The sequence below is a fragment of the Noviherbaspirillum aerium genome (assembly GCF_008929045.1).
GTDB lineage: Bacteria > Pseudomonadota > Gammaproteobacteria > Burkholderiales > Burkholderiaceae_D > Noviherbaspirillum > Noviherbaspirillum aerium.
Window position 1 is genome coordinate 79229 of record NZ_VFAH01000003.1, and the last position, 20969, is coordinate 100197.

Annotated in this window: 20 protein-coding genes and 1 tRNA gene; 5 read left to right on the top strand and 16 right to left on the bottom strand. The window is 57.1% G+C overall.

Features of this window, described 5'->3' with window-relative positions; genetic code table 11:
* Window positions 1-23: 23 nt before the first annotated feature.
* The 8 genes from FH061_RS06205 to FH061_RS06240 form a co-directional block, all read right to left on the bottom strand.
* Window positions 24-1277 (bottom strand): NADH-quinone oxidoreductase subunit D, encoded by a 1254-nt coding sequence (locus tag FH061_RS06205; RefSeq protein WP_151634103.1) that lies wholly within the window; start codon window positions 1275-1277, stop codon window positions 24-26.
* Complete coding sequence (locus FH061_RS06210) at window positions 1277-1873, bottom strand: NADH-quinone oxidoreductase subunit C (protein ID WP_151634105.1); 597 nt, start codon at window positions 1871-1873, stop codon at window positions 1277-1279. Before FH061_RS06210 ends, FH061_RS06205 begins: the two co-directional genes overlap by 1 nt.
* 19 nt (window positions 1874-1892) lie before the next feature.
* The gene (locus tag FH061_RS06215) at window positions 1893-2369 is read right to left on the bottom strand and encodes a NuoB/complex I 20 kDa subunit family protein (protein WP_151634107.1); all 477 of its coding nucleotides are present in this window, start codon (window positions 2367-2369) and stop codon (window positions 1893-1895) included.
* A gap of 3 nt (window positions 2370-2372) precedes the next feature.
* Window positions 2373-2732 (bottom strand): NADH-quinone oxidoreductase subunit A, encoded by a 360-nt coding sequence (locus FH061_RS06220; protein WP_151634109.1) that lies wholly within the window; start codon window positions 2730-2732, stop codon window positions 2373-2375.
* A 100-nt stretch (window positions 2733-2832) separates the two neighbouring features.
* A tRNA-Leu gene (locus tag FH061_RS06225) sits at window positions 2833-2917 on the bottom strand.
* Window positions 2918-2988: 71 nt separating this feature from the next.
* The gene (gene secG / locus FH061_RS06230) at window positions 2989-3372 is read right to left on the bottom strand and encodes a preprotein translocase subunit SecG (protein ID WP_151634111.1); all 384 of its coding nucleotides are present in this window, start codon (window positions 3370-3372) and stop codon (window positions 2989-2991) included.
* Window positions 3373-3409: 37 nt separating this feature from the next.
* A complete protein-coding gene (tpiA, locus tag FH061_RS06235; RefSeq protein WP_151634113.1) occupies window positions 3410-4156 on the bottom strand; it encodes a triose-phosphate isomerase in 747 nt (248 codons plus the stop codon).
* A gap of 138 nt (window positions 4157-4294) precedes the next feature.
* The gene (locus FH061_RS06240; RefSeq protein WP_151634115.1) at window positions 4295-5275 is read right to left on the bottom strand and encodes an NAD(P)H-quinone oxidoreductase; all 981 of its coding nucleotides are present in this window, start codon (window positions 5273-5275) and stop codon (window positions 4295-4297) included.
* A 253-nt stretch (window positions 5276-5528) separates the two neighbouring features.
* On the opposite strand from FH061_RS06240, the gene FH061_RS06245 reads away from it, so the two are divergent.
* Entirely contained in the window at window positions 5529-7844 is a 2316-nt protein-coding gene (locus FH061_RS06245) for a diguanylate cyclase domain-containing protein (protein WP_151634117.1), read from the top strand.
* 273 nt (window positions 7845-8117) lie between these two features.
* On the opposite strand, the gene pnp is transcribed toward FH061_RS06245, so the two are convergent.
* The gene (pnp, locus tag FH061_RS06250; RefSeq protein ID WP_151634119.1) at window positions 8118-10256 is read right to left on the bottom strand and encodes a polyribonucleotide nucleotidyltransferase; all 2139 of its coding nucleotides are present in this window, start codon (window positions 10254-10256) and stop codon (window positions 8118-8120) included.
* Between the two features lie 192 nt (window positions 10257-10448).
* Complete coding sequence (rpsO, locus tag FH061_RS06255; RefSeq protein ID WP_151634121.1) at window positions 10449-10718, bottom strand: 30S ribosomal protein S15; 270 nt, start codon at window positions 10716-10718, stop codon at window positions 10449-10451.
* Window positions 10719-10857: 139 nt separating this feature from the next.
* On the opposite strand from rpsO, the gene FH061_RS06260 reads away from it, so the two are divergent.
* A complete protein-coding gene (locus FH061_RS06260; RefSeq protein ID WP_225984511.1) occupies window positions 10858-11412 on the top strand; it encodes a hypothetical protein in 555 nt (184 codons plus the stop codon).
* 94 nt (window positions 11413-11506) lie between these two features.
* Here the strand turns inward: FH061_RS06260 and FH061_RS06265 are convergent, their stop codons facing one another.
* The 6 genes from FH061_RS06265 to FH061_RS06290 form a co-directional block, all read right to left on the bottom strand.
* Window positions 11507-13045: a 2-isopropylmalate synthase gene (locus FH061_RS06265; protein WP_151634123.1), complete on the bottom strand. Its 1539-nt coding sequence runs from the start codon at window positions 13043-13045 to the stop codon at window positions 11507-11509.
* A gap of 355 nt (window positions 13046-13400) precedes the next feature.
* Window positions 13401-14285 (bottom strand): CDP-diacylglycerol--serine O-phosphatidyltransferase, encoded by an 885-nt coding sequence (gene pssA / locus FH061_RS06270; protein ID WP_151634125.1) that lies wholly within the window; start codon window positions 14283-14285, stop codon window positions 13401-13403.
* Window positions 14286-14622: 337 nt separating this feature from the next.
* Window positions 14623-15402 carry an SIMPL domain-containing protein gene (locus FH061_RS06275; RefSeq protein ID WP_151634127.1) on the bottom strand — a complete coding sequence of 260 codons (780 nt, stop codon included), beginning with the start codon at window positions 15400-15402 and terminating at the stop codon, window positions 14623-14625.
* 105 nt (window positions 15403-15507) lie between these two features.
* The gene (ilvC, locus tag FH061_RS06280; protein WP_151634129.1) at window positions 15508-16524 is read right to left on the bottom strand and encodes a ketol-acid reductoisomerase; all 1017 of its coding nucleotides are present in this window, start codon (window positions 16522-16524) and stop codon (window positions 15508-15510) included.
* A gap of 43 nt (window positions 16525-16567) precedes the next feature.
* Entirely contained in the window at window positions 16568-17059 is a 492-nt protein-coding gene (gene ilvN, locus FH061_RS06285; RefSeq protein ID WP_119738913.1) for an acetolactate synthase small subunit, read from the bottom strand.
* Window positions 17059-18777, bottom strand: a complete 1719-nt coding sequence (locus FH061_RS06290; protein WP_151634131.1) for an acetolactate synthase 3 catalytic subunit — start codon at window positions 18775-18777, stop codon at window positions 17059-17061. Before FH061_RS06290 ends, ilvN begins: the two co-directional genes overlap by 1 nt.
* 507 nt (window positions 18778-19284) lie before the next feature.
* Between FH061_RS06290 and FH061_RS06295 the strand changes: the two genes are divergently transcribed.
* The 3 genes from FH061_RS06295 to FH061_RS06305 all read left to right on the top strand — a co-directional run bounded on the left by FH061_RS06295 (window position 19285) and on the right by FH061_RS06305 (window position 20942).
* A complete protein-coding gene (locus tag FH061_RS06295) occupies window positions 19285-19854 on the top strand; it encodes an RNA polymerase sigma factor (protein ID WP_151634133.1) in 570 nt (189 codons plus the stop codon).
* Entirely contained in the window at window positions 19851-20258 is a 408-nt protein-coding gene (locus tag FH061_RS06300; RefSeq protein ID WP_151634135.1) for a DUF3619 family protein, read from the top strand. The genes FH061_RS06295 and FH061_RS06300 overlap by 4 nt, the downstream gene beginning before the upstream one ends.
* Window positions 20259-20330: 72 nt before the next feature.
* The gene (locus FH061_RS06305) at window positions 20331-20942 is read left to right on the top strand and encodes a DUF3106 domain-containing protein (RefSeq protein ID WP_225984512.1); all 612 of its coding nucleotides are present in this window, start codon (window positions 20331-20333) and stop codon (window positions 20940-20942) included.
* The last annotated feature ends 27 nt before the right edge of the window (window positions 20943-20969 follow it).

Here is a 20969-nt window from a genome sequence, read left to right on the forward strand (position 1 = left end):
ATCCGTGCGCAGTCTCTGCGCGGTTATCGGTCAATCTCACCGAACACGATATCTTGCGTGCCGATGATCGTTACTGCGTCCGCAATCATGTGGCCCTTGGCCATTTCGTCCAGACCCTGCAGGTGCGGGAAGCCGGGTGCGCGGATTTTCAGGCGATAAGGTTTGTTCGCACCGTCGGAAATCAAGTAGACGCCGAACTCGCCCTTCGGATGCTCAATCGCCGCATAAGCCTCGCCTTCCGGAACATGGAAGCCCTCGGTAAAGAGCTTGAAGTGGTGAATCAGCTCTTCCATGTTGGACTTCATGTTGACGCGCGACGGCGGCGCGACCTTGTGGTTGTCGGTCATCACGGGGCCGGGATTGTTGCGCAGCCACTCGATGCATTGCTTGATGATGCGGTTCGACTGGCGCATTTCCTCGACACGCACCAGATAGCGGTCATAGCAATCGCCATTGACGCCAACCGGGATGTCGAAGTCGAGCAGGTCATAGACTTCATACGGCTGCTTCTTGCGCAGATCCCATGCAATGCCGGAGCCACGCAGCATCGGGCCGGTGAAGCCCATCGCCTTTGCTCTTTCGGGAGTCACCACGCCGATGCCGACAAGGCGCTGCTTCCAGATACGATTATCCGTCAGCAGGGTTTCATACTCGTCGACGTAACCCGGGAAACGGTTCGTGAAATCTTCGATGAAGTCGAGCAGGGATCCCTGGCGATTTTCATTGAGCTGACGAATCGCCTTTTCATTACGAACGGCAGATGCCTTGTACTGCGGCATCGTGTCGGGAAGATCGCGGTAGACGCCACCCGGGCGGTAGTAGGCCGCATGCATGCGCGCCCCCGAGACCGCCTCGTAGCAGTCCATCAGGTCTTCACGCTCGCGGAACGCGTACAGGAACACTGCCATGGCGCCGACGTCGAGACCATGCGCACCGATCCACAGAAGATGGTTCAGTATGCGTGTAATTTCGTCGAACATGACGCGGATGTACTGGGCGCGCAGCGGGACTTCAATACCAAGCAGCTTTTCCACGGCCATTACATAACCGTGCTCATTACACATCATCGACACATAGTCGAGACGGTCCATGTAGGGAACGGACTGCAGGAAAGTCTTCTGCTCGGCGAGTTTTTCCGTCGCGCGGTGAAGCAGGCCGATATGCGGGTCGGCACGCTGAATCACTTCGCCGTCGAGTTCAAGAACAAGGCGCAGCACGCCATGCGCTGCCGGGTGCTGCGGACCGAAGTTCAGTGTGTAATTCTTGATTTCAGCCATTATTTCATCCCGTATTTCTCTTCGCGGATCACGCGCGGAATAATTTCACGCGGCTCAATCGTCACGGGTTGGTAAATCACTCGGCGCTGCTCGGCGTCGTAACGCATTTCAACATACCCGGACACCGGGAAGTCCTTGCGGAACGGATGGCCTATGAAGCCGTAGTCGGTCAGAATGCGGCGCAGGTCATTATGTCCTTCGAACAGGATGCCGAAGAAATCAAACGCCTCCCGCTCATACCAGTTTGCTGCCGACCAGGTATCGACCAGCGAAGCCACGACAGGCATGTCATCATCCGGAGCGAATACGCGTACACGAATACGCCAGTTGTGAGTCACGGACAGCAGATGCGAGACAACAGCGAAACGCGGGCCGTCCCAGACTCCGTCGCCATAGGTGGAGTAATCAACGCCGCACAGGTCAATCAGCTCTTCGAAACGCAGATCGGCATGATCGCGCAACGTGCGCATCACGGACAGATAATCGGAGGCAGCGACGACGATCGTCACCTCTCCCAATGCCACCTTGAGATCCTGGATCTGGCTGTCGAGCGCATTGCGCACTGCAGCTTCAAGGGTTTCAATTTTTGTCGTCATATCTCTTTAACACGACCTGTTAGCGCGCAATCGTATTGGTGCGCTTGATCTTGTTCTGCAATTGAAGAATGCCGTAGAGCAGCGCCTCAGCGGTCGGGGGACAGCCCGGCACATAGACATCCACCGGCACGATGCGGTCACAGCCGCGCACTACGGAGTAGGAATAGTGGTAGTAACCGCCACCGTTTGCGCAGGTACCCATCGAGATGACCCAGCGCGGCTCCGCCATCTGGTCATATACCTTGCGCAGCGCGGGCGCCATCTTGTTGCACAGTGTGCCGGCAACGATCATCACATCCGACTGACGGGGCGACGGGCGGAACACAATGCCGAAACGATCAAGGTCATAGCGCGATGCGCCGGCATGCATCATTTCAACCGCACAGCAGGCCAACCCGAACGTCATCGGCCACAAGGATCCGGTACGTGTCCAGTTGATCAGCTTGTCTGCTGTCGTGGTCACAAAACCTTCGTTCAATACACCTTCAATAGCCATGACTTACTCCCAATCCAGTGCGCCCTTCTTCCAGATGTACCAGAAGCCCACGACGAATTCGGCGATAAACACCATCATCGTCAGGAAGCCCGGCCATCCCAGGTCGCGCATTGCCACGCCCCAGGGGAAGAAAAATGCGGTTTCCAGATCGAACAAAATGAACAGAATGGCGACGAGGTAGTAACGCACGTCGAACTTCATGCGCGCATCCTCAAATGCCTCAAAGCCGCACTCGTACGGCGACAGTTTTTCCACGTCCGGCTTGTGCGGCGCCAGCACACGTCCGAGCACCTGCGGAACTACGCCGACACCGATGCCGACAAGAATGAACAAAAGTATGGGGAAATAATTTTCGAGGTTCACGATAGGAAGCGGATGTTGGTTAATTAAATGATTGGCAAATCAAACCAAATAGCCTCGATAAAAAGCCAGCTCGGGAAATCCCTCGCTGGCTCTAGATTATTGGTGCCGACGGCGAGACTCGAACTCGCACAGCTTTCGCCACTACCCCCTCAAGATAGCGTGTCTACCAATTTCACCACGTCGGCTAAGACTGCTATTTTACCCTGTTTCGCAGCATTTGTTCAACGCACAATTGCTGACGACCAAGCCCAATAAACTATTTCGGAATCTGGTTTGCCTGTCCCGCACCGCCGGCCGGAGCTGCGGGTGCAGCAGGAGCAGAATTGGTTGCGCCTGCAGGTGCCGGCGCGTTGGCCGCAGGCACGGGCAGATTATCCATCACGCCACCCGTTGCGGGTCCTCGCTTGCTGCCGATGAGAGCCAGCGCGAGCGTTGCCGAGAAAAAGACGACAGCGGCGACGCCCGTGGACTTGGAAAGGAAGTTCGACGAACCGGTGGCCCCGAACAGGCTTCCGGACGCACCGGAACCAAATGCAGCCCCCATGTCAGCGCCTTTTCCATGCTGAACAAGTACCAGCCCGATAATGGCCAGTGCGGAGACGACTTGCACTACAACAATCAATGTGAACAATACGTTCATTACATGCTTTCCAATGCTTGATTAAAACCTGTACTGCTTAGGCAGACCGGATGATGGCCAGAAAATCCGCTGCCTTGAGCGCCGCGCCGCCGATCAAACCGCCATCGATGTCCTGCATTGCCAGCAACTCCTTTGCGTTGTCCGGCTTCATGCTGCCGCCATACAGAATCTGGATGGTTTCGGCAGCGGAAGCGCTCTTGGACGCCACCCGCGCACGCAATACCGCATGAACGTCCTGCGCCATCTGAGGTGTTGCCGTCTTGCCGGTACCGATTGCCCATACCGGCTCGTATGCGATCACCATCTTGCTGCAATCGCCCGCATCAATGACGGACAATACTGCATCCAACTGCATGCCGACCACCGATTCCGTCTTGCCTGCCTCGCGCTCTTCAAGAGACTCGCCCACGCATACGATCGGAATGAGCCCCGACTTGATTGCTCGTACCGCCTTGGCGGCGACCAGTTCACTGCTCTCGCCGTGATAGGACCGGCGCTCAGAATGTCCGACAATGACGTAGGCACAGTCGAAATCATTCAGCATGGCAGCAGCGACTTCTCCCGTGTATGCCCCCGACTCGTGAACGGACACATCCTGACCGCCCCACTTGATAGACGTACCCGAGAGTAGCGACTTGCATTGCGCCAGATAGGGAGACGGCACACATACCGCAACATCACATGAGGCTTGCGAAAGTTCGCTCTTGATTCCATCCAGCAAAACGGCATTGGCAGCGAGGCTGCCATTCATTTTCCAGTTTCCGGCTATGAGTTTGCGACGCATAATGGCCTAAAATTTCGATAACCCTTGATTCTAGCGCGCCGCAACATGGATGGTCAAACCCGAGCAACTTTCTATGACTGCGAACAAGCGGTTGATGTTCCTCAAACTGCGTGGCGGGCGTAAATAAATCCGACCAGCTTATTCGAGACTGAGGACAATCTTTCCGACATGGGTACTGCTCTCCATCAATGTATGGGCCTGGGCAGCCTGTTCAAGCGGGAAGATGCTGTGAATTACTGGCTTGATCTTGCCAGCCTCGATGAGCGGCCAGACATTACTGACAAGCTTGTTCGCAATGGCGGCCTTGAATTCGATTGGGCGCGGGCGCAAGGTAGAGCCGGTGATGGTAAGCCGGCGGCGCAGTACCTGTGCCAGATCGATATCCGCTTTCGCGCCGCCAAGCAATGCGATGATGACAATGCACCCATCATCTGCAAGACAATTGATTTCACGATTGACATATTCGCCGGCGACCATGTCCAGGACCACGTCAACCCCCTTGCCGCCGGTTTCCGCCTTGATTACTTCGACAAAATCTTCTGCCCGATAATCGATACCTCTTGCCGCGCCAAGCTGTTCGCATGCAAGCCGCTTTTCCTCGTTGCCGGCAGTTGCGAAAACCCTGTGTCCCATGGCTGCCGCCAATTGAATTGCCGTAACGCCGATGCCTGACGTTCCCCCCTGCACCAGGAGGGTTTCATTGCCGGATAAGCGCGCGCGGTCGAACACGTTGCTCCAGACGGTAAAGAAAGTCTCCGGCAGCGAAGCGGCCTCAACGGCGTTCAGGCCCTTGGGTACAGGCAGGCACTGACGTACGGGAGCCGCGCAATACTCCGCATAGCCGCCGCCTTGCACCAGCGCGCAAACGAACTGCCCTTTGGCGAAACCCGTACCGTCAAGGTTGCCGTCAACGATTTCACCTGCCACTTCCAGACCCGGCAGATCCGATGCGCCCGGGGGCACCGGATAATGCCCCAGGCGCTGCAGCACATCAGGACGATTGATGCCTGCCGCATGCACCTTGATAAGGACTTCCCCTTCCTTCAAAACAGGCAGAGGGCGCTCGCACAACTGAAGCACTTCAGGTGCGCCGGGACGGGTAATCTCAATCGCTTTCATGATGGTCCTGTCAATATGGAAAAGGCATTTTACGCCAAACGCGTCGGCCTACCCGAAGCCTGCGCTCGGACGGCAATGTCTATTGCCCTAGCCCGCCGCCCTAAACAACTCTATCGATCGCGTTAGGAACACGAGTTGAATTCTGATTATCAATCCGATTTGTAACAAAAATGCATGTCAGGGTTACAAAACAAGTTGAACTTAACGCCAAGTTCTTATTTCCAAAGTGCAATAACATTTCACGCAGGCAAACATGCAGGATTCCACTTGCAAAATCACTGAAGCCGCAGGACAGCCGGCCGACACTCCGCTGGCCATTCTCCAATGCGCTCTGGCGCAGGCAATACAAGTGTCATGCCGCCAGTTTGCCTTTGAGTGGGACATCGGCACTAACCATCTAGTGATTACTCCCCAATTGGAGAGCCTGCATGCAATAGATATTGCACAGGTATCTCGACCATGGTGCATGACCATCCTGCCCTCGCTGCTACATCCGGAAGACCAAGCCGCCTTTTGCAAACATTTGCATGCTGTTCTGCGCAACAACGGAAATCAGGCTGAAACATGCAAAGTTTCGTTCCGCATAGCGATTGACAACAAGCCCGAATGGCGCTGGATGGAACTGAACAGCCGTATTCTTGAGAGGAATGAACATGGACACACGGTACGCCTCACAGGCACCCTGGCGCTCCGCGGAATGCAATCGCTGACAAACAAAACCAATCCAGGCGGCGCAGGCAACGAGGAAAAAATTCCGACGGCCATTCTCACTGCGGCGCCCGATTGCATCATCTCTATCAACCATATGGGGGAGATCCTCACTTTCAACAACGCTGCCGAACAAACCTTCGGCTACCGAAGCAGTGAGGTAATTGGCCGACGGCTCCCGGAGGTTCTCATTCCAAGGCCGTGGCGCGAAAAGCACGAGCAGGAACTAGAAAAGTGCCGGACCATTGGAAAAAGCGCATTGCTCAATCGCCGCATGGAAGTGACCGCAATGCATGCAAACGGAACGGCTCTCAGCGTGGAAATGACTGTCGTTCCCCTGAGTGTCGAAGACAATCCGGTCTTTACCGTGTTTATCCGGGACATATCCGAGCTCAAGCGCGAGGCGATGCGCTATCAGCAACTGGTGGACTTGTCACCGGAAGCTATTCTGGTATGTCAGAACAACCGCCTGGCCATGCTCAACCGCGCAGGCGCACGTCTTCTAGCAGGCAGTCAATTGGCTGCAGATCTCCTCGGACGCAGCGTGACGGATTTCATTCATCATGACTTTCATGCCCTTTTTGCCCAAAGCGCGGTTCCATCAAAGGCCGATACAGACGATATCCCGTTTGTCGAGCAGATATGGATAAAGGCGGACGGCACGCCGTTCAATGCCGAAATTGGCATCAGACAGTTGAGCTACAACGGCGCACCCGCGCTGCAGGTAGTGGTGAGGGACATTACGCAACGCAAGCATGCAGAGTCCCTTCAAATCGGCCAGAACCGCATACTGAACATGATCGCGACCGGAGCGGAACTTCCGGACATTCTTCATGAACTGGCCTGCTTCGTCGAGCGACACTCCGATCAGGGCCTCTGCTCGATACTGCAGGCAAATGCCGACCGGACCCTACTTGAGAACTGTGTTGCGCCCAGTCTTCCGCCTGCGTACATCGACGGCCTCGGCAAGATCGTGGTTGGTCCCGCCGGAGGCTCATGCGGCACCGCCGTATATCGATCTCAACCTGTCATGGTGACCGACATTGCCAGTGATCCACTATGGGAACCGAACAAGTCGCTTGCACTTCGACACGGGCTGAAAGCTTGTACCTCCTGGCCCATATTTGGAAAGAATCATACGATTCTCGGCAGCTTTGCCCTTTACTTTCGCCATGAGACTGCACCAGGCATTCAGGATCTGCGCCTGTTCAATATCTGCACGCATCTGGCCGGGATTGCGATGGAGAGCCGCGCTTCTGAAGAGAGAATCCGCTACCTCGCTCATTACGACGGCTTGACTTCCCTGCCCAACCGCTTCCTCTTCAAGGATTACCTCGACAACGCCTTGCGCAACGCACAACGGTATGGACGGCGATTTGCCGTCCTCTTTCTCGATCTGGACAGGTTCAAGGAAATCAATGACACGATGGGGCATGAAGCAGGCGATCATGTATTGCGGGAAGTCTCCAAACGCATGCGCGCTTGCCTGCGCGAGACAGACAAGATTGCCCGCATGGGCGGCGACGAATTCTACGTGCTGATCGAGGATCTGGATGACAGCCGCCATGCCGCCGATATCGCGCAGAAGCTGCTGAACGCCGCATCGCTTCCCATCACGGCCGAAGGCAAGGAATGCCGAATCAGCGTCAGCATTGGCATTGGCATTTACCCGGACGACGGGAGCAGTGGTCCCGCACTCATCAAGAATGCGGACAATGCGATGTACCGGGCAAAGGAGCGTGGCAGAAATGCCTTCCAGTTCTTTTCAGTGCCAGCCGCAAATGACCAGGAAACGTCATTGCTTGACGAGCCCTTATCACGCGTCCACTGGCTGAAGAAAAACATGATGCAGTCAAGCTAGAGCGGTTTCACCCTGACCCGCCTGCCGATTCCGGACAGATTGCCGCCGGTCAGGGCGAAAACGCTCTAGCCAGGCATCGGCGTTGCAGAATTTCCAGAACCGGCTCGCCGCATGCGAAGCAAGAGGCGACGTTATCTCTATCGCTGGCACGGCCATGCAAGACAGAACCCTTGCCGCGGCAAGCGACTGCTATAAAAAAACCGCCCGGACTATCGTCACGGGCGGTTTCTGCAATGAGACACAGTGCCATAGTCATGGCACTTTGAATCGTGCTTACTGCTGTTGCTGTTGTTGTTGTGCAGCACCTGACTCTTCCGCTGCTGCGGCCTTCATCGACAGTTTAAGGCGGCCGCGATCATCCGTTTCCAGGACCTTCACGCGAACCTGCTGTCCCTCTTTCAGATAGTCTGCAACTGCATTGACACGCTCGTTGGCGATCTGGCTGATATGCAACAGGCCGTCCTTGCCCGGCATGACCTGTACGATCGCGCCGAAGTCGAGAAGCTTGAGCACTACACCGTCGTAGCTCTTGCCGACTTCCACCGAGGCAGTCAGTTCCTCGATGCGACGCTTTGCTTCCTGGCCGGCCGCCGCATCCACGGAGGCAATGGTCACGACACCTTCATCGCTGATATCGATCTGGGTACCGGTTTCTTCGGTCAGTGCACGAATGACTGCGCCACCCTTGCCGATCACGTCACGGATTTTCTCCGGGTTGATCTTGATGGTGATCAGGCGCGGAGCGAAGTCCGACAGTTCGGACTTGCCGGTCGGCAGTGCGTCCTGCATCTTGGCCAGAATATGCATGCGGCCTTCTTTCGCCTGCGCCAGCGCAACCTGCATGATTTCCTTGGTGATGCCCTGGATCTTGATGTCCATCTGCAGCGCGGTGATGCCGTTTGCCGTGCCGGCCACCTTGAAATCCATGTCGCCCAGATGATCTTCGTCACCAAGGATGTCCGTCAGGACGGCGAACTTGCTGCCTTCCTTGATCAGGCCCATCGCGATGCCGGCGACATGCGCCTTCATCGGCACGCCCGCATCCATCAGCGCGAGGCAGCCGCCGCACACCGATGCCATCGAGGATGAGCCGTTGGATTCGGTGATTTCGGAAACCAGACGCACGGAATAACTGAACTCTTCGGGAGAAGGCAGCGCTGCCTGCAACGCACGCTTGGCAAGACGGCCGTGGCCGATCTCGCGCCGCTTCGGCGTACCAACGCGCCCGGTTTCACCGGTAGCAAACGGGGGCATGTTGTAGTGAAGCATGAAGCGGTCCGAGTACTCGCCCATGAGCGCATCAATCTTCTGCTCGTCGCGAGCCGTGCCCAGCGTTGCGACGACAAGCGCCTGCGTTTCGCCGCGCGTGAACAGTGCCGATCCGTGGGTGCGCGGGAGCACGCTGTTGCGGATGCTGATCGGACGCACAGTGCGCGTATCCCGGCCGTCGATGCGCGGCTCGCCTTCGAGAATCTGGGAGCGGACGATGCGCGCTTCCAAGTCGAACAGAATGCTGCCGACTTCCGCGGAGTCCGGCGCTGCCTGGCCCGCTGCTGCGGCCTGCTCCGCTAGAGCGGCGCCGAGCTGAGCAGATACTTCGTTCAGCTTGGCTGTACGCGCCTGCTTGTCCTTGATCTGGTACGCCTCGCGCAGCCTGCCTTCGGCCAGTTCGGTGACACGGGCGATCAATGCCTCGTTCTTCGGCGCGGGCGCCCACTGCACTTCAGGCTTGCCGCCGTCGCGAACGAGTTCGTGAATCGCATCGATCACTGCCTTCATCTGTTCATGGCCGTACACCACGGCGCCGAGCATGACTTCCTCGGACAGCTGATTGGCTTCGGACTCCACCATCAGCACAGCCTGTTCAGTACCGGCGACGACGAGATCCATCTGCGACTTGGGCATCTGGGAAGAAGTCGGGTTGAGTACGTACTGGCCGTCGATATAGCCCACGCGCGCGGCGCCGAGCGGACCACTGAAAGGAATGCCGGCGACGCTGATGGCGGCAGATGCGCCGATCATTGCCGGGATGTCGGGATCGATTTCAGGATTCACCGAGAGGACATGCACGATGACCTGCACTTCATTCAGGTAGCCTTCCGGGAACAGAGGGCGGATCGGGCGATCGATCAGGCGGGAAGTCAGGGTTTCCTTTTCCGACGGACGGCCTTCGCGCTTGAAGAAGCCGCCAGGGATACGGCCTGCGGCGTAGCTCTTTTCGACATAATCGACAGTCAGCGGGAAGAAATCCTGGCCGGGCTTCGCATCCTTGCGAGCGACCACGGTGGCCAGCACGACGGTGTCTTCCACCGACACCATCACGGCACCGGAAGCCTGGCGCGCAATTTCGCCGGTTTCGAGCGTGACCGTATGCTGCCCATACTGGAAGGTCTTGGTAACTTTGTTGAACACGGTGTTTCCTTTCTATTTTTGCCGACAGATTTTCAGGCGCTGTCGTTCACCTCACCACGGATGACCCGTCACGCATGACACGCCATCTTTACTGCATGAAATCACGAAACAGGAATCGCCAAATGGCAAAATGCCTGCATCAGAGACTGACGCAGGCATTTTTCCAGTCAAACTCGCGAATATCGCAAGAGTTTACTTACGCAGACCGAGCTTCTCGATAAGAGCGCGATAGCGATTTGCATCCTTGGTCTTCAGGTAGGACAGCAGACGCTTACGGCGATTAACCATCATGATGAGGCCACGGCGGGAGTGGTGATCCTTGCTGTGGGCCTTGAAGTGGCCGTTCAGTTCGTTGATGCGGGCTGTCAGGAGCGCAACCTGCACTTCCGGAGAACCTGTGTCGTTTGTGCCGCGGGCGTTGTCCGCGATGATTGCGGCCTTGTTGATGTTTTCTACTGTCATGACTTACCTTTCACATGCGGTGCACAGAGTCGCAACCCCGACGCACCGTGAACATTTTTGAAATAAACTTGGTCAAAAAAACCAAGACGCGAAGTATAGCGGAATTGGCCCCTTAATTCAAATACTTAGGTAAGTCATCATGTATTTCCTGAAGAAAATGGCGAACTCGACTGCATGCAGGCATATGCTTGCCATGGGCATTCTGGGCATGCTGGCGGCAATGAGCGGATGTGCCTCCCTCATTCCGCCTGCGGTCAATGCCGGCGATAGCGCGTCTGATCTGGTGGCGAAACGCGGGCACCCCACCCACCGCTACAGGGACGGAAACGAAGAGATCTATGAATACATGCAGGGTCCATGGGGGCAGCGGACTTACATGGCCCGGCTTGATGCGACAGGCAGGGTGAAATCGTTTGAACAGGTGCTGACCAGCGAGAAATTTGCATCAATCGAGGTTGGCAAGGCAACGAAGGACACCGTACTGCGGACCATAGGAGCACCCAGCGACACGTCGTATCTCCCGCTGCGCGATCTTGAAGTCTGGTCCTATCCTTACAAGGAGAGCAATGTCTGGAATTCGCTCATGCATGTGCATTTTGACCGGAGCGGCGTTGTACAGCAGATGATGAACGGCCCTGATCCGAGATTTGATCCGGACAGGCGTCTTCCATTCGCATTCGGCGGCTTGCGCTGACCTTTCCCAAATATTGCCACGATGGCATCACATTCATAACCCGCATGAAAAACGCCGGCACTGCCGGCGATTCCACGTTGAGGTCCTGATGCCCTTAGAGCTGCGGATTGAGCCTTTCGGCTTTCGAATGCAGCTTGTTGAGAGCCGACAGATAAGCCTTTGCAGAAGCGACGACGATGTCGGGATCCGCACCGATGCCGTTGACGATGCGGCCCGATTTGGAAAGACGCATCGTCACTTCACCCTGCGACTGCGTACCGGTGGTAATGGCGTTCACCGAGAACAGGAGGAGTTCCGCTCCGCTCTTGGCTTCCGTTTCAATCGCGTTGACCGTCGCATCAACCGGCCCATTGCCCTCGCCCGTGCAGCTCAGTTCCTTGCCGTTCATCGTGAAAACCACCTTGGCGCTGGGTCGTTCACCGGTCTCGGAACGCTGGGCAAGCGAGACGAAGCGATAGAACTCATTGTCATGGGAATGCTGTTCGTCCGCGACGACGGCAATGATGTCTTCATCGAAGATCTCCGACTTGCGGTCCGCCAGTTCCTTGAACCGGGAGAAGGCGGCGTTGATCTCCGTCTCCGATTCCAGTTCAATACCGAGTTCCTCGAGACGTTGCTTGAATGCATTGCGGCCAGACAGTTTGCCAAGAACAATCTTGTTGGCTGTCCAGCCCACGTCTTCAGCCCGCATGATTTCATAGGTATCCCGCGCCTTGAGCACGCCGTCCTGGTGAATGCCGGAGGCGTGTGCAAAGGCATTGGCGCCGACCACTGCCTTGTTGGGCTGCACCGCAAACCCGGTGATCTGGGAAACCAGCTTGGAAGCGGGAACGATTTGCGAAGTATCGATCGACAGGTCCAGTCCGAAATGGTCGCGGCGGGTACGCACCGCCATCACGACCTCTTCCAGTGCCGTGTTGCCGGCCCGCTCGCCGAGGCCATTGATCGTGCATTCCACTTGGCGGGCACCGCCGATGACCACGCCGGCCAGCGAATTCGCCACGGCCATGCCGAGGTCGTTGTGACAATGAACAGACCAGACCGCCTTGTCGGAATTCGGGATGCGCTCTCGCAGCGTCTTGATCATCTGTCCATACAGTTCAGGCACGCCATAACCGACGGTATCCGCGAAATTGATGGTGCGCGCACCCTCGTTGATCACGGATTCAATCACCTTGCAGAGAAAGTCCATGTCCGAACGGCTGCCGTCTTCCGGGCTGAACTCCACATCGTCGGTGAACTGGCGCGCGAACCGTACTGCAAGTTTTGCCTGCTCCAGTACCTGCTCGGGCGTCATGCGCAGCTTCTTTTCCATATGCAATGGCGAAGTCGCGATGAAGGTATGGATCCGCTTGCGCTCTGCGGGAGCCAGGGCTTCCGCGGCACGCGAAATATCACGGTCATTCGCACGCGACAGCGAACAGACCGTGGATTCCTTGATCGTACCGGCGATGGCCTTGATCGATTCGAAGTCGCCTGGCGACGCTGCCGCAAAACCGGCCTCGATGACATCAACACGCAGGCGCTCCAGCTGTTTGGCGATGCGGATTTTCTCGTCCTTGGTCATCGACGCGCCTGGCGACTGCTCGCCGTCTCTCAAGGTCGTATCAAAAATAATCAGCTTATCGGCCATGCTGCACTCCTGTGGGGGTCATTGGAAAAAGGTCATCGCAATCGCCATCTTCATCTCAGCTCCCATCGCGGAACACCATGGGTCGGGACTGCATGACTTGTAAGAGTTGGGAGTCGGTGCGCTTTAGCGCACTAGTAGACGCAGCAGGCCAGGCAGGCTGCCGGACAAGGCGAATGCAGAAATGTGGCTTTCGCGGAACATGCAAAAAACTATAAGCGGATTCTCTCGAAAGCGCAATAAGCGGATTTCCGCGTCGCCATGTCATGTTTTTAAGCGGTAAACGGGGTTGGAAGGCATACATCAGAGGCCTGCCTCTCCGTCCGCATCATCGAGCCGCAGCACATTACTCCGGCGTTTAATCCTTGATATCCGGCGTTTCCGCCTCGGAAGTCTGCACGATGCTGACCGGCTTGCCTTTGAACAGGCGCCAGAAGTAAACCGCGTATCCGGACAGACCATACAGCACAAACATGCCAAACAGCACTTTGGGCGGGTCGCTTGAAATCAGCACGAAAACCAGCACGATAAGGAAGATGGCGATAAAGGGAACCGACTTGCGGAAGTTGATTTCCTTGAAACTATAGAATGGCACATTGGTTACCATCGTCAGCCCGGCATACAGGGTGATGGTCCAGGCATACCATGCCAGATCGGTGCCGGCAAAGCCCAGATCATGCATCAACCAGATGAACCCGGTTACCAGGGCCGCGGAGGCAGGACTAGGCAAGCCTTGGAAATACCGCTTGTCCACGACGCCGATATTGGTATTGAAACGTGCCAGACGCAGTGCCGCACCCGCGCAATAAACAAATGCGGCAAGCCAGCCGAGCTTGCCCATTCCGCGCAGCGACCATTCATACACGACCAGCGCAGGAGCCGCTCCGAAGGAAAGCATGTCGGCAAGGCTGTCATATTGCGCTCCGAATTCGCTTTGCGTATTGGTGAGGCGTGCCACCCTGCCATCCACGCTGTCGAGCAGCATGGCGGCAAAAATCGCCACTGCCGCATAGTCGAACTTGAGATTCATTGCCATCACGATGGCAAAAAAACCGCAAAAAAGATTGGCAGTGGTAAATGCGTTCGGCAGCAGATAAATGCCCCGCCGCCGGGGCGGAGGCAAAGACGATTCGCCATCGGCGGTGCCGCGACCGATGGCATGGTGCAAGCTCCGTTTGTTAAAGCGCGCCTTCGGGAATATCCCGGCGCCGCCCTTCGCCTTGCGACGATTGAAGGTTGCCATGCTGGTTCCGTATCTATGAATAAAAATGCCGACAAGTCTTCGGCGTCGTTGCCGCATCGCGTCGCTGTCCGGACTGCTCCGCGCCTCGCTGCTGAGGCGAATACAAGCCTACTCCATCAATGACTGTCACGATGACTGGCGTCCTGCCGGGAAATTGCCTGATGAGACAGGCATTCCCTATAAGCAAGCGCGTGGCTATTCTAGACGAGCCGCTACCAAATGTAACCCCTTGACATGCTTGCGCCCTGTCCGATGGAATCGGACTTTGGACAGTTCCTCCCCGCAGCTCAACTCCGGATGGACTTTTCTTCAAGCATGTCATGCACCGGGAGCGGCATTATTTGAAACGCACCTTCCCCACCACGCGCGAATTCAGCACCGTTTCCCCTGGCTCGAAACTCGGTTCTTCCACTGCCGCAGGTGCGGCTGCCCCCACACTCATGGGCTTGGCCATGCGCATGTCCGAACGCTCGGCAAAAGCGCCCGACGCTTCGAAATCCACGGTATCCAGCACCGCATCCGACACATTGCGCCCCATGGCTTTGGCAACCGCTGCAATGCGGTCGGTCAGGTTTGCGTATGCGGCGGCAATGCGCTCCTCCTCCAGCTTGCGATTGGTAGCGGGACTCAGGGTGAATTGCAGGCCGCTCAGGGCGAGAACCTTCTGGGCGGCTGCGACTGTCCGCGGCAGCTCCGCAAGACTGGAGGTGGTTACTTCGAGATACTGGCCGACACGCCAGCCGATTGCCTGACGCGGTTTGGTTAAGGGCCTGGGCTGTCCCTCATCCGCGTAGACCGGGTAGGTATAGTAGCCGCCGGTCTTCAATTCGGCCCTGGCATCCTCCTTGCGCAAGATTTCCATGCCCTGCTTCATCTTGAGATTGACGCGCGATGCCGCCGCAGACTTGTCCTTGTCCTGTTCTTCAATCATGAAGCTTACCCGGGCCTCGTCATTCGCGTGGCGCACCTCTCCAAACGCGGGCACGATGACCAGCGTGCCGCTCGTTTGTGCAGCCGCCGGCGCCGCGGATGCCGCTGGCATGGCAGCTTGCGCATGAACGGGCAGCGCATGAATAGCGATTGAAGTCAGCAGAACTCCGGTCAGTACACGGCGCATTCAAATATCTCCGGCAATAAAAAAGGGCTGCACACATGTGCAGCCCCTGCATTCTACCTATCCGCGGCGCATTGATTGTTTGCCGCTCGTAAGCAATGTTACAACTTAGTTCTTGGTCTGGTCGACAAGCTTGTTCTTCTTGATCCAGGGCATCATCGCGCGCAGCTTTTCACCGACTTGCTCGATCTGGTGCTCCGAAGTCAGGCGGCGACGGGAAATCAGTGTCGGGGCGCCAGCCTTGTTTTCAAGGATGAAGCTCTTTGCGTATTCGCCGGTCTGGATATCCTTCAGGCACTGACGCATTGCGTTCTTGGTATCTTCGGTAACAACGCGCGGGCCGGTGACGTACTCGCCATACTCTGCATTGTTCGAGATCGAGTAATTCATGTTGGCGATGCCGCCTTCATAAATCAGGTCAACGATCAGCTTCAGTTCGTGCAGGCATTCGAAGTAAGCCATTTCCGGAGCATAGCCGGCCTCGACCAGTGTTTCGAAACCTGCCTTGATGAGTTCGACGGTACCACCGCACAGAACTGCCTGCTCGCCGAACAGATCGGTCTCGGTCTCTTCACGGAAATTGGTTTCGATGATGCCGGCACGGCCGCCGCCGTTGGCCATTGCATACGACAGGGCGATGTCGCGGGCGCTGCCGGACTTGTCCTGATAAACCGCGATCAGGTGCGGCACGCCGCCGCCCTGGGTGTAAGTGCCGCGCACGGTGTGGCCCGGCGCTTTCGGTGCAACCATGATGACGTCGAGGTCGGCACGGGGAACGACCTGGCCGTAATGGACGTTGAAGCCGTGCGCGAATGCGAGCACTGCACCCTGCTTGGCGTTCGGTGCGACGTTTTCGTTGTAGACCTGGGCGATGTTTTCATCCGGCAGCAGGATCATGATGACGTCGGCAGCCTTGACCGCCTCATTGACTTCCATGACGTTCAGGCCGGCATTCTTTGCCTTTTCCCAGGAAGCGCCGCCCTTGCGCAGTGCAACGGTAACCTTGCAGCCGGAATCGTTCAGGTTTTGAGCGTGGGCATGGCCCTGCGAACCGTAACCGATGATGGTGACATTCTTGCCTTTGATGAGGGACAGGTCGCAGTCTTTATCGTAGAAAACTTTCATGGATCTTCCTAACAGGTTATATAGTTTTGTTTGGTGTGCAGTGTCAGACTTTAAGAATGCGCTCGCCGCGGCCGATGCCGGAGCCGCCCGTGCGGACAGTCTCCAGGATCGCGGTGCGGTCGATCGATTCAATGAAGGCATCGAGCTTCGATTTGTTACCCGTCAGTTCGATGGTGTAAGTCTTCTCGGTGACATCGATGATGCGGCCGCGGAAGATATCCGCGGTACGCTTCATTTCTTCGCGTTCCTTGCCGACGGCGCGCACCTTGATGAGCATGAGTTCACGCTCGATATGCGCGCCTTCGGTCAGATCGACAACCTTGACCACTTCAATCAGGCGGTTGAGATGCTTGGTGATCTGTTCGATCACGTCATCCGATCCGCTGGTGACGATGGTCATGCGCGACAATGTCGCATCCTCGGTCGGCGCCACGGTCAGGGTTTCAATGTTGTAGCCGCGGGCCGAAAACAGGCCGACCACGCGGGACAACGCGCCCGCTTCGTTTTCAAGCAATACGGAAATGATATGGCGCATTACAGATCCTCCGAACCCAGCAGCATTTCAGTCAGGCCCTTGCCAGCCTTCACCATCGGCCAGACATTCTCGGTCTGGTCGGTAATGAAGTTCATGAATACCAGCCGGTCTTTCATGCCGAAGGCTTCGCGCAGCGCCCCGTCAACATCGCCCGGTTTTTCGATCTTCATGCCGACATGGCCGAAGGATTCTGCGAGCTTGTTGAAGTCCGGCAGGGAATCCATGTACGACTCGGAATAGCGGGAGCCGTAATCGATCTGCTGCCACTGGCGAACCATGCCGAGGAAGCGGTTGTTGAGCAGGATGATCTTGGGTGTCAGGTGATACTGCTTGCAGGTGGCGAGTTCCTGGATGCACATCTGGATCGATGCCTCGCCGGTGATGCATGCCACCGTGGCGCCCGGGTTGGCCATCTGCACACCCATTGCGTAAGGCAGGCCGACGCCCATGGTGCCAAGGCCGCCGGAGTTGATCCAGCGCCGCGGCTTGTCGAAGCCGTAGTATTGCGCGGCCCACATCTGGTGCTGGCCGACATCGGAAGTAATGAAGGCGTCGCCCTTGGTGACCTCCCACACTTTCTGCACCACGGACTGCGGTTTGATGACTTCGTTCGACGGCGCGAATTTCAGGCATTCGCGGCCGCGCCACTCGTTGATCTGGCGCCACCAGGCTGCCAGTGACTGCGCATTCGGCTTGGCTTCGGCGGCATCGAGCTGCGACAGCAGTTCGACCAGCACGTCCTTGACGTTGCCGACAATGGGAATGTCCACCTTGACGCGCTTGGAGATCGAAGAGGGATCGATGTCGATGTGAACGATCTTGCGCGGATGTGTCGCGAAGTGCTTGGGATTGCCGATCACGCGGTCGTCGAAGCGCGCGCCAATGGCAATCAGCACGTCGCAGTGCTGCATGGCCATGTTGGCTTCATAGGTGCCATGCATGCCGGGCATGCCGACGAACTTGTCACTGGAAGCGGGATATGCGCCAAGCCCCATCAGGGTATTGGTGCAGGGATAGCCCAGCTTGTCGACCAGCTTGTTGAGCTCGTTGGAGGCATTGGCGAGGATCACGCCGCCGCCGGTATAGATCATCGGACGCTCGGCCGACAGCAGCAGCTGCACGGCCTTGCGGATCTGGCCCGCATGGCCCTTGTCTACCGGCTTGTAGGAGCGCATCTCGAGTTCTTTCGGATACTCGAATGCAGCCTTGTGCATCGTGATGTCCTTGGGAATGTCGACCAGTACCGGGCCGGGACGGCCGGTGGTGGCGATGAAGAAAGCCTTCTTCATCGTCTCCGCAAGATCCTTGACATCCTTGACGAGGAAGTTGTGCTTGACGCACGGGCGGGTGATGCCGACCGTGTCGCACTCCTGGAACGCATCCTGGCCGATCGCATGCGACGGCACTTGCCCGGAAATGATCACCATCGGGATCGAATCCATGTAGGCGGTCGCCAGGCCGGTGACGGCATTGGTGACACCGGGGCCGGAAGTCACGATGGCGACGCCGACTTTCTGCGAACTGCGGGAATAGGCATCGGCCGCATGGATCGCAGCCTGCTCATGACGTACCAGTATGTGCTGGAATTTGTTCTGATTGAAGATGGCGTCGTAGATGTAGAGAACCGCGCCGCCGGGATAACCGAACACGTGTTCGACGCCCTCTTCCGCCAGGCAGCGGACGACCATCTCCGCGCCGGTGATTTCATTGCTACTCATTGCCAGGTTCCTTTCAAGGTCCATTGGAGATTGATCGGATGCTCTCTCCTGCGAAATCGTGCGTGACAACAGCGCCTGGGCGTCCCTTCTTTGTGCGGTCACGCCATTTCGTTGCGCACCAGTAGATGCGATTCAAAATGCCGCTTAACGCGACTCGTTCAGCCGGGGAATCTGGAGTACCGCTACGGTTTTCTCACGCTTGTGGCGTGGGTTAGAGCAAACAGCTTTTAAAAGTAAAGCGCGTCTGATCGGGAGGCGGCATCATGGGCCGCGCGAACAGACTATCCTTCAAGATGGGAAGGGAGTGATACGTTAATGGCTCGCACTCTTTTGGTCAAGCTAAATTGCATTAAATCCGTTAGAAATCAAGCGGTTTTCACAAAAACCATGCACAATTACGCGCGCTTTTGTTAACATGCGCACTGTTTTCACATCGTCTGCCCGCAATTTGCCGCCACGTTCCGCTCCACCTATTCAGGCATACAGAAAAAATGCTCCGCCTCCCTGATGGCAACTGAAAAAGAACTTTCCGACTTCCTCGAAAGCGTGGAACGCCGGGCCTTCAAACAAGCCGTATACGCGGTACGCAAGGATGAATCGGCACTTGATATTGTTCAAGATGCAATGATCAAGCTGGCTGAAAAGTACGGCGACAAACCTCCCGCCGAACTGCCCCTGCTGTTCCAGCGTATCCTGCAAAACACGATCCATGACTACTTCAGGCGTGAGAAGGTGCGCGATACCTGGGTCAGCCTGTTCTCGTCGCTGGGAAGGGAAACCGAGGATTCTGACAACTTCGACATTCTGGAAACCTACGAGGCCGAGGAAGGCACCGAGGCGGCGGAGTCCAGCGCGGACAAAATCGAACGTGAACAGGTGCTCGCAGTCATAGACCAGGAAATTCAAAAGCTCCCCGGGCGTCAACGAGAGGCATTTCTGATGCGTTATTGGCAGGATATGGATGTCGCCGAAACCGCTGCGGCAATGGGCTGCTCGGAAGGCAGCGTCAAGACACACTGCTCTCGGGCGACACATACCCTGGCCCAGGCGCTGCGCGCAAAGGGAATTACCTTATGAACACCAGAGAACTCAATTTCGCGTACAAAATTCGTCACGCGCTCAATGAAAACCTCGATCATCTGCCGCGGTCGACCGCCGATCGGCTGGCTGCCGCGCGCAAGGCGGCCGTATCCCGGAAAAAGCAGGAATCGGCGCTGCGCGCATTATTTACGCGCCCTGTTCTCGCCTCCCGGGGCGCAACCCACGTCTCGGGTGGCCGCCTGGCATGGCTGGGACGCATGGGGCTTGCCGTGCCGCTGATCGCGGTAGCGGTCGGTCTGGCCGGCATCTATCAGTTCGAGCAGCAGCGCAGAATCAGCGACACGGCCGAGCTCGATGCCGAAATGCTTGCCGACGAACTGCCGATTTCCGCCTATCTTGACCAGGGTTTCAACACCTTCCTGGCAAAGCGGGGCGAGTAAGTCATGGATATGCCGCAGACACTGTCGTTATCGGGCATCCGTATCCTGCGGGCCGCATGCTTATCATGCAGCATGATCGCCACCCTGGCCGGTGCAGCAACATTGAATGCTTCCGCACCTCCTGCCTCTTCGGCATCGCCTGCGACCGCTGTACCCGCAGCAGGTTCATCCGCCGCGACTAGGCAACAGCCCAATACGCGCCCGCTGTGGACCGAGCTGACGCCGGCGCAGCAACAGGCCCTCTCCCCTCTGGCCGCGGAATGGAACCAGCTGGATGGTTTTCGCAAGAATAAATGGCTGGCCATCGGCAACAAGTTCGCCGCCATGAAACCGGATGAGCAGCAACGTGTGCAGGAACGCATGCGTGACTGGGTCAGGCTGACACCGGAAGAGCGGCGCACCGCGCGCGCCAATTACACGCGAGCCAAGACACTGGGCTCGGGCCAGAAAAACGAGCAATGGGAAAAGTATCAGCAGTTGCCGGAAGAGCAGAAGAAGGAACTGGCTGACACCCCTGCCGCCAGGAAGCGGGTCACCACGCTTCCCTCGCCCAGCGTTCAACGCAATGCCAGCACCACGCTTCCTCCCATCAAGGCTGCGCCGAAACCGGTGCATGAACAATCGGTGACACCGAAAGTCACAGGCCAGTCCGCAATTTCACCAGTCGCCATTCCATCCAAATAACAACTCAGAAATGCCGCCTGTTACGAT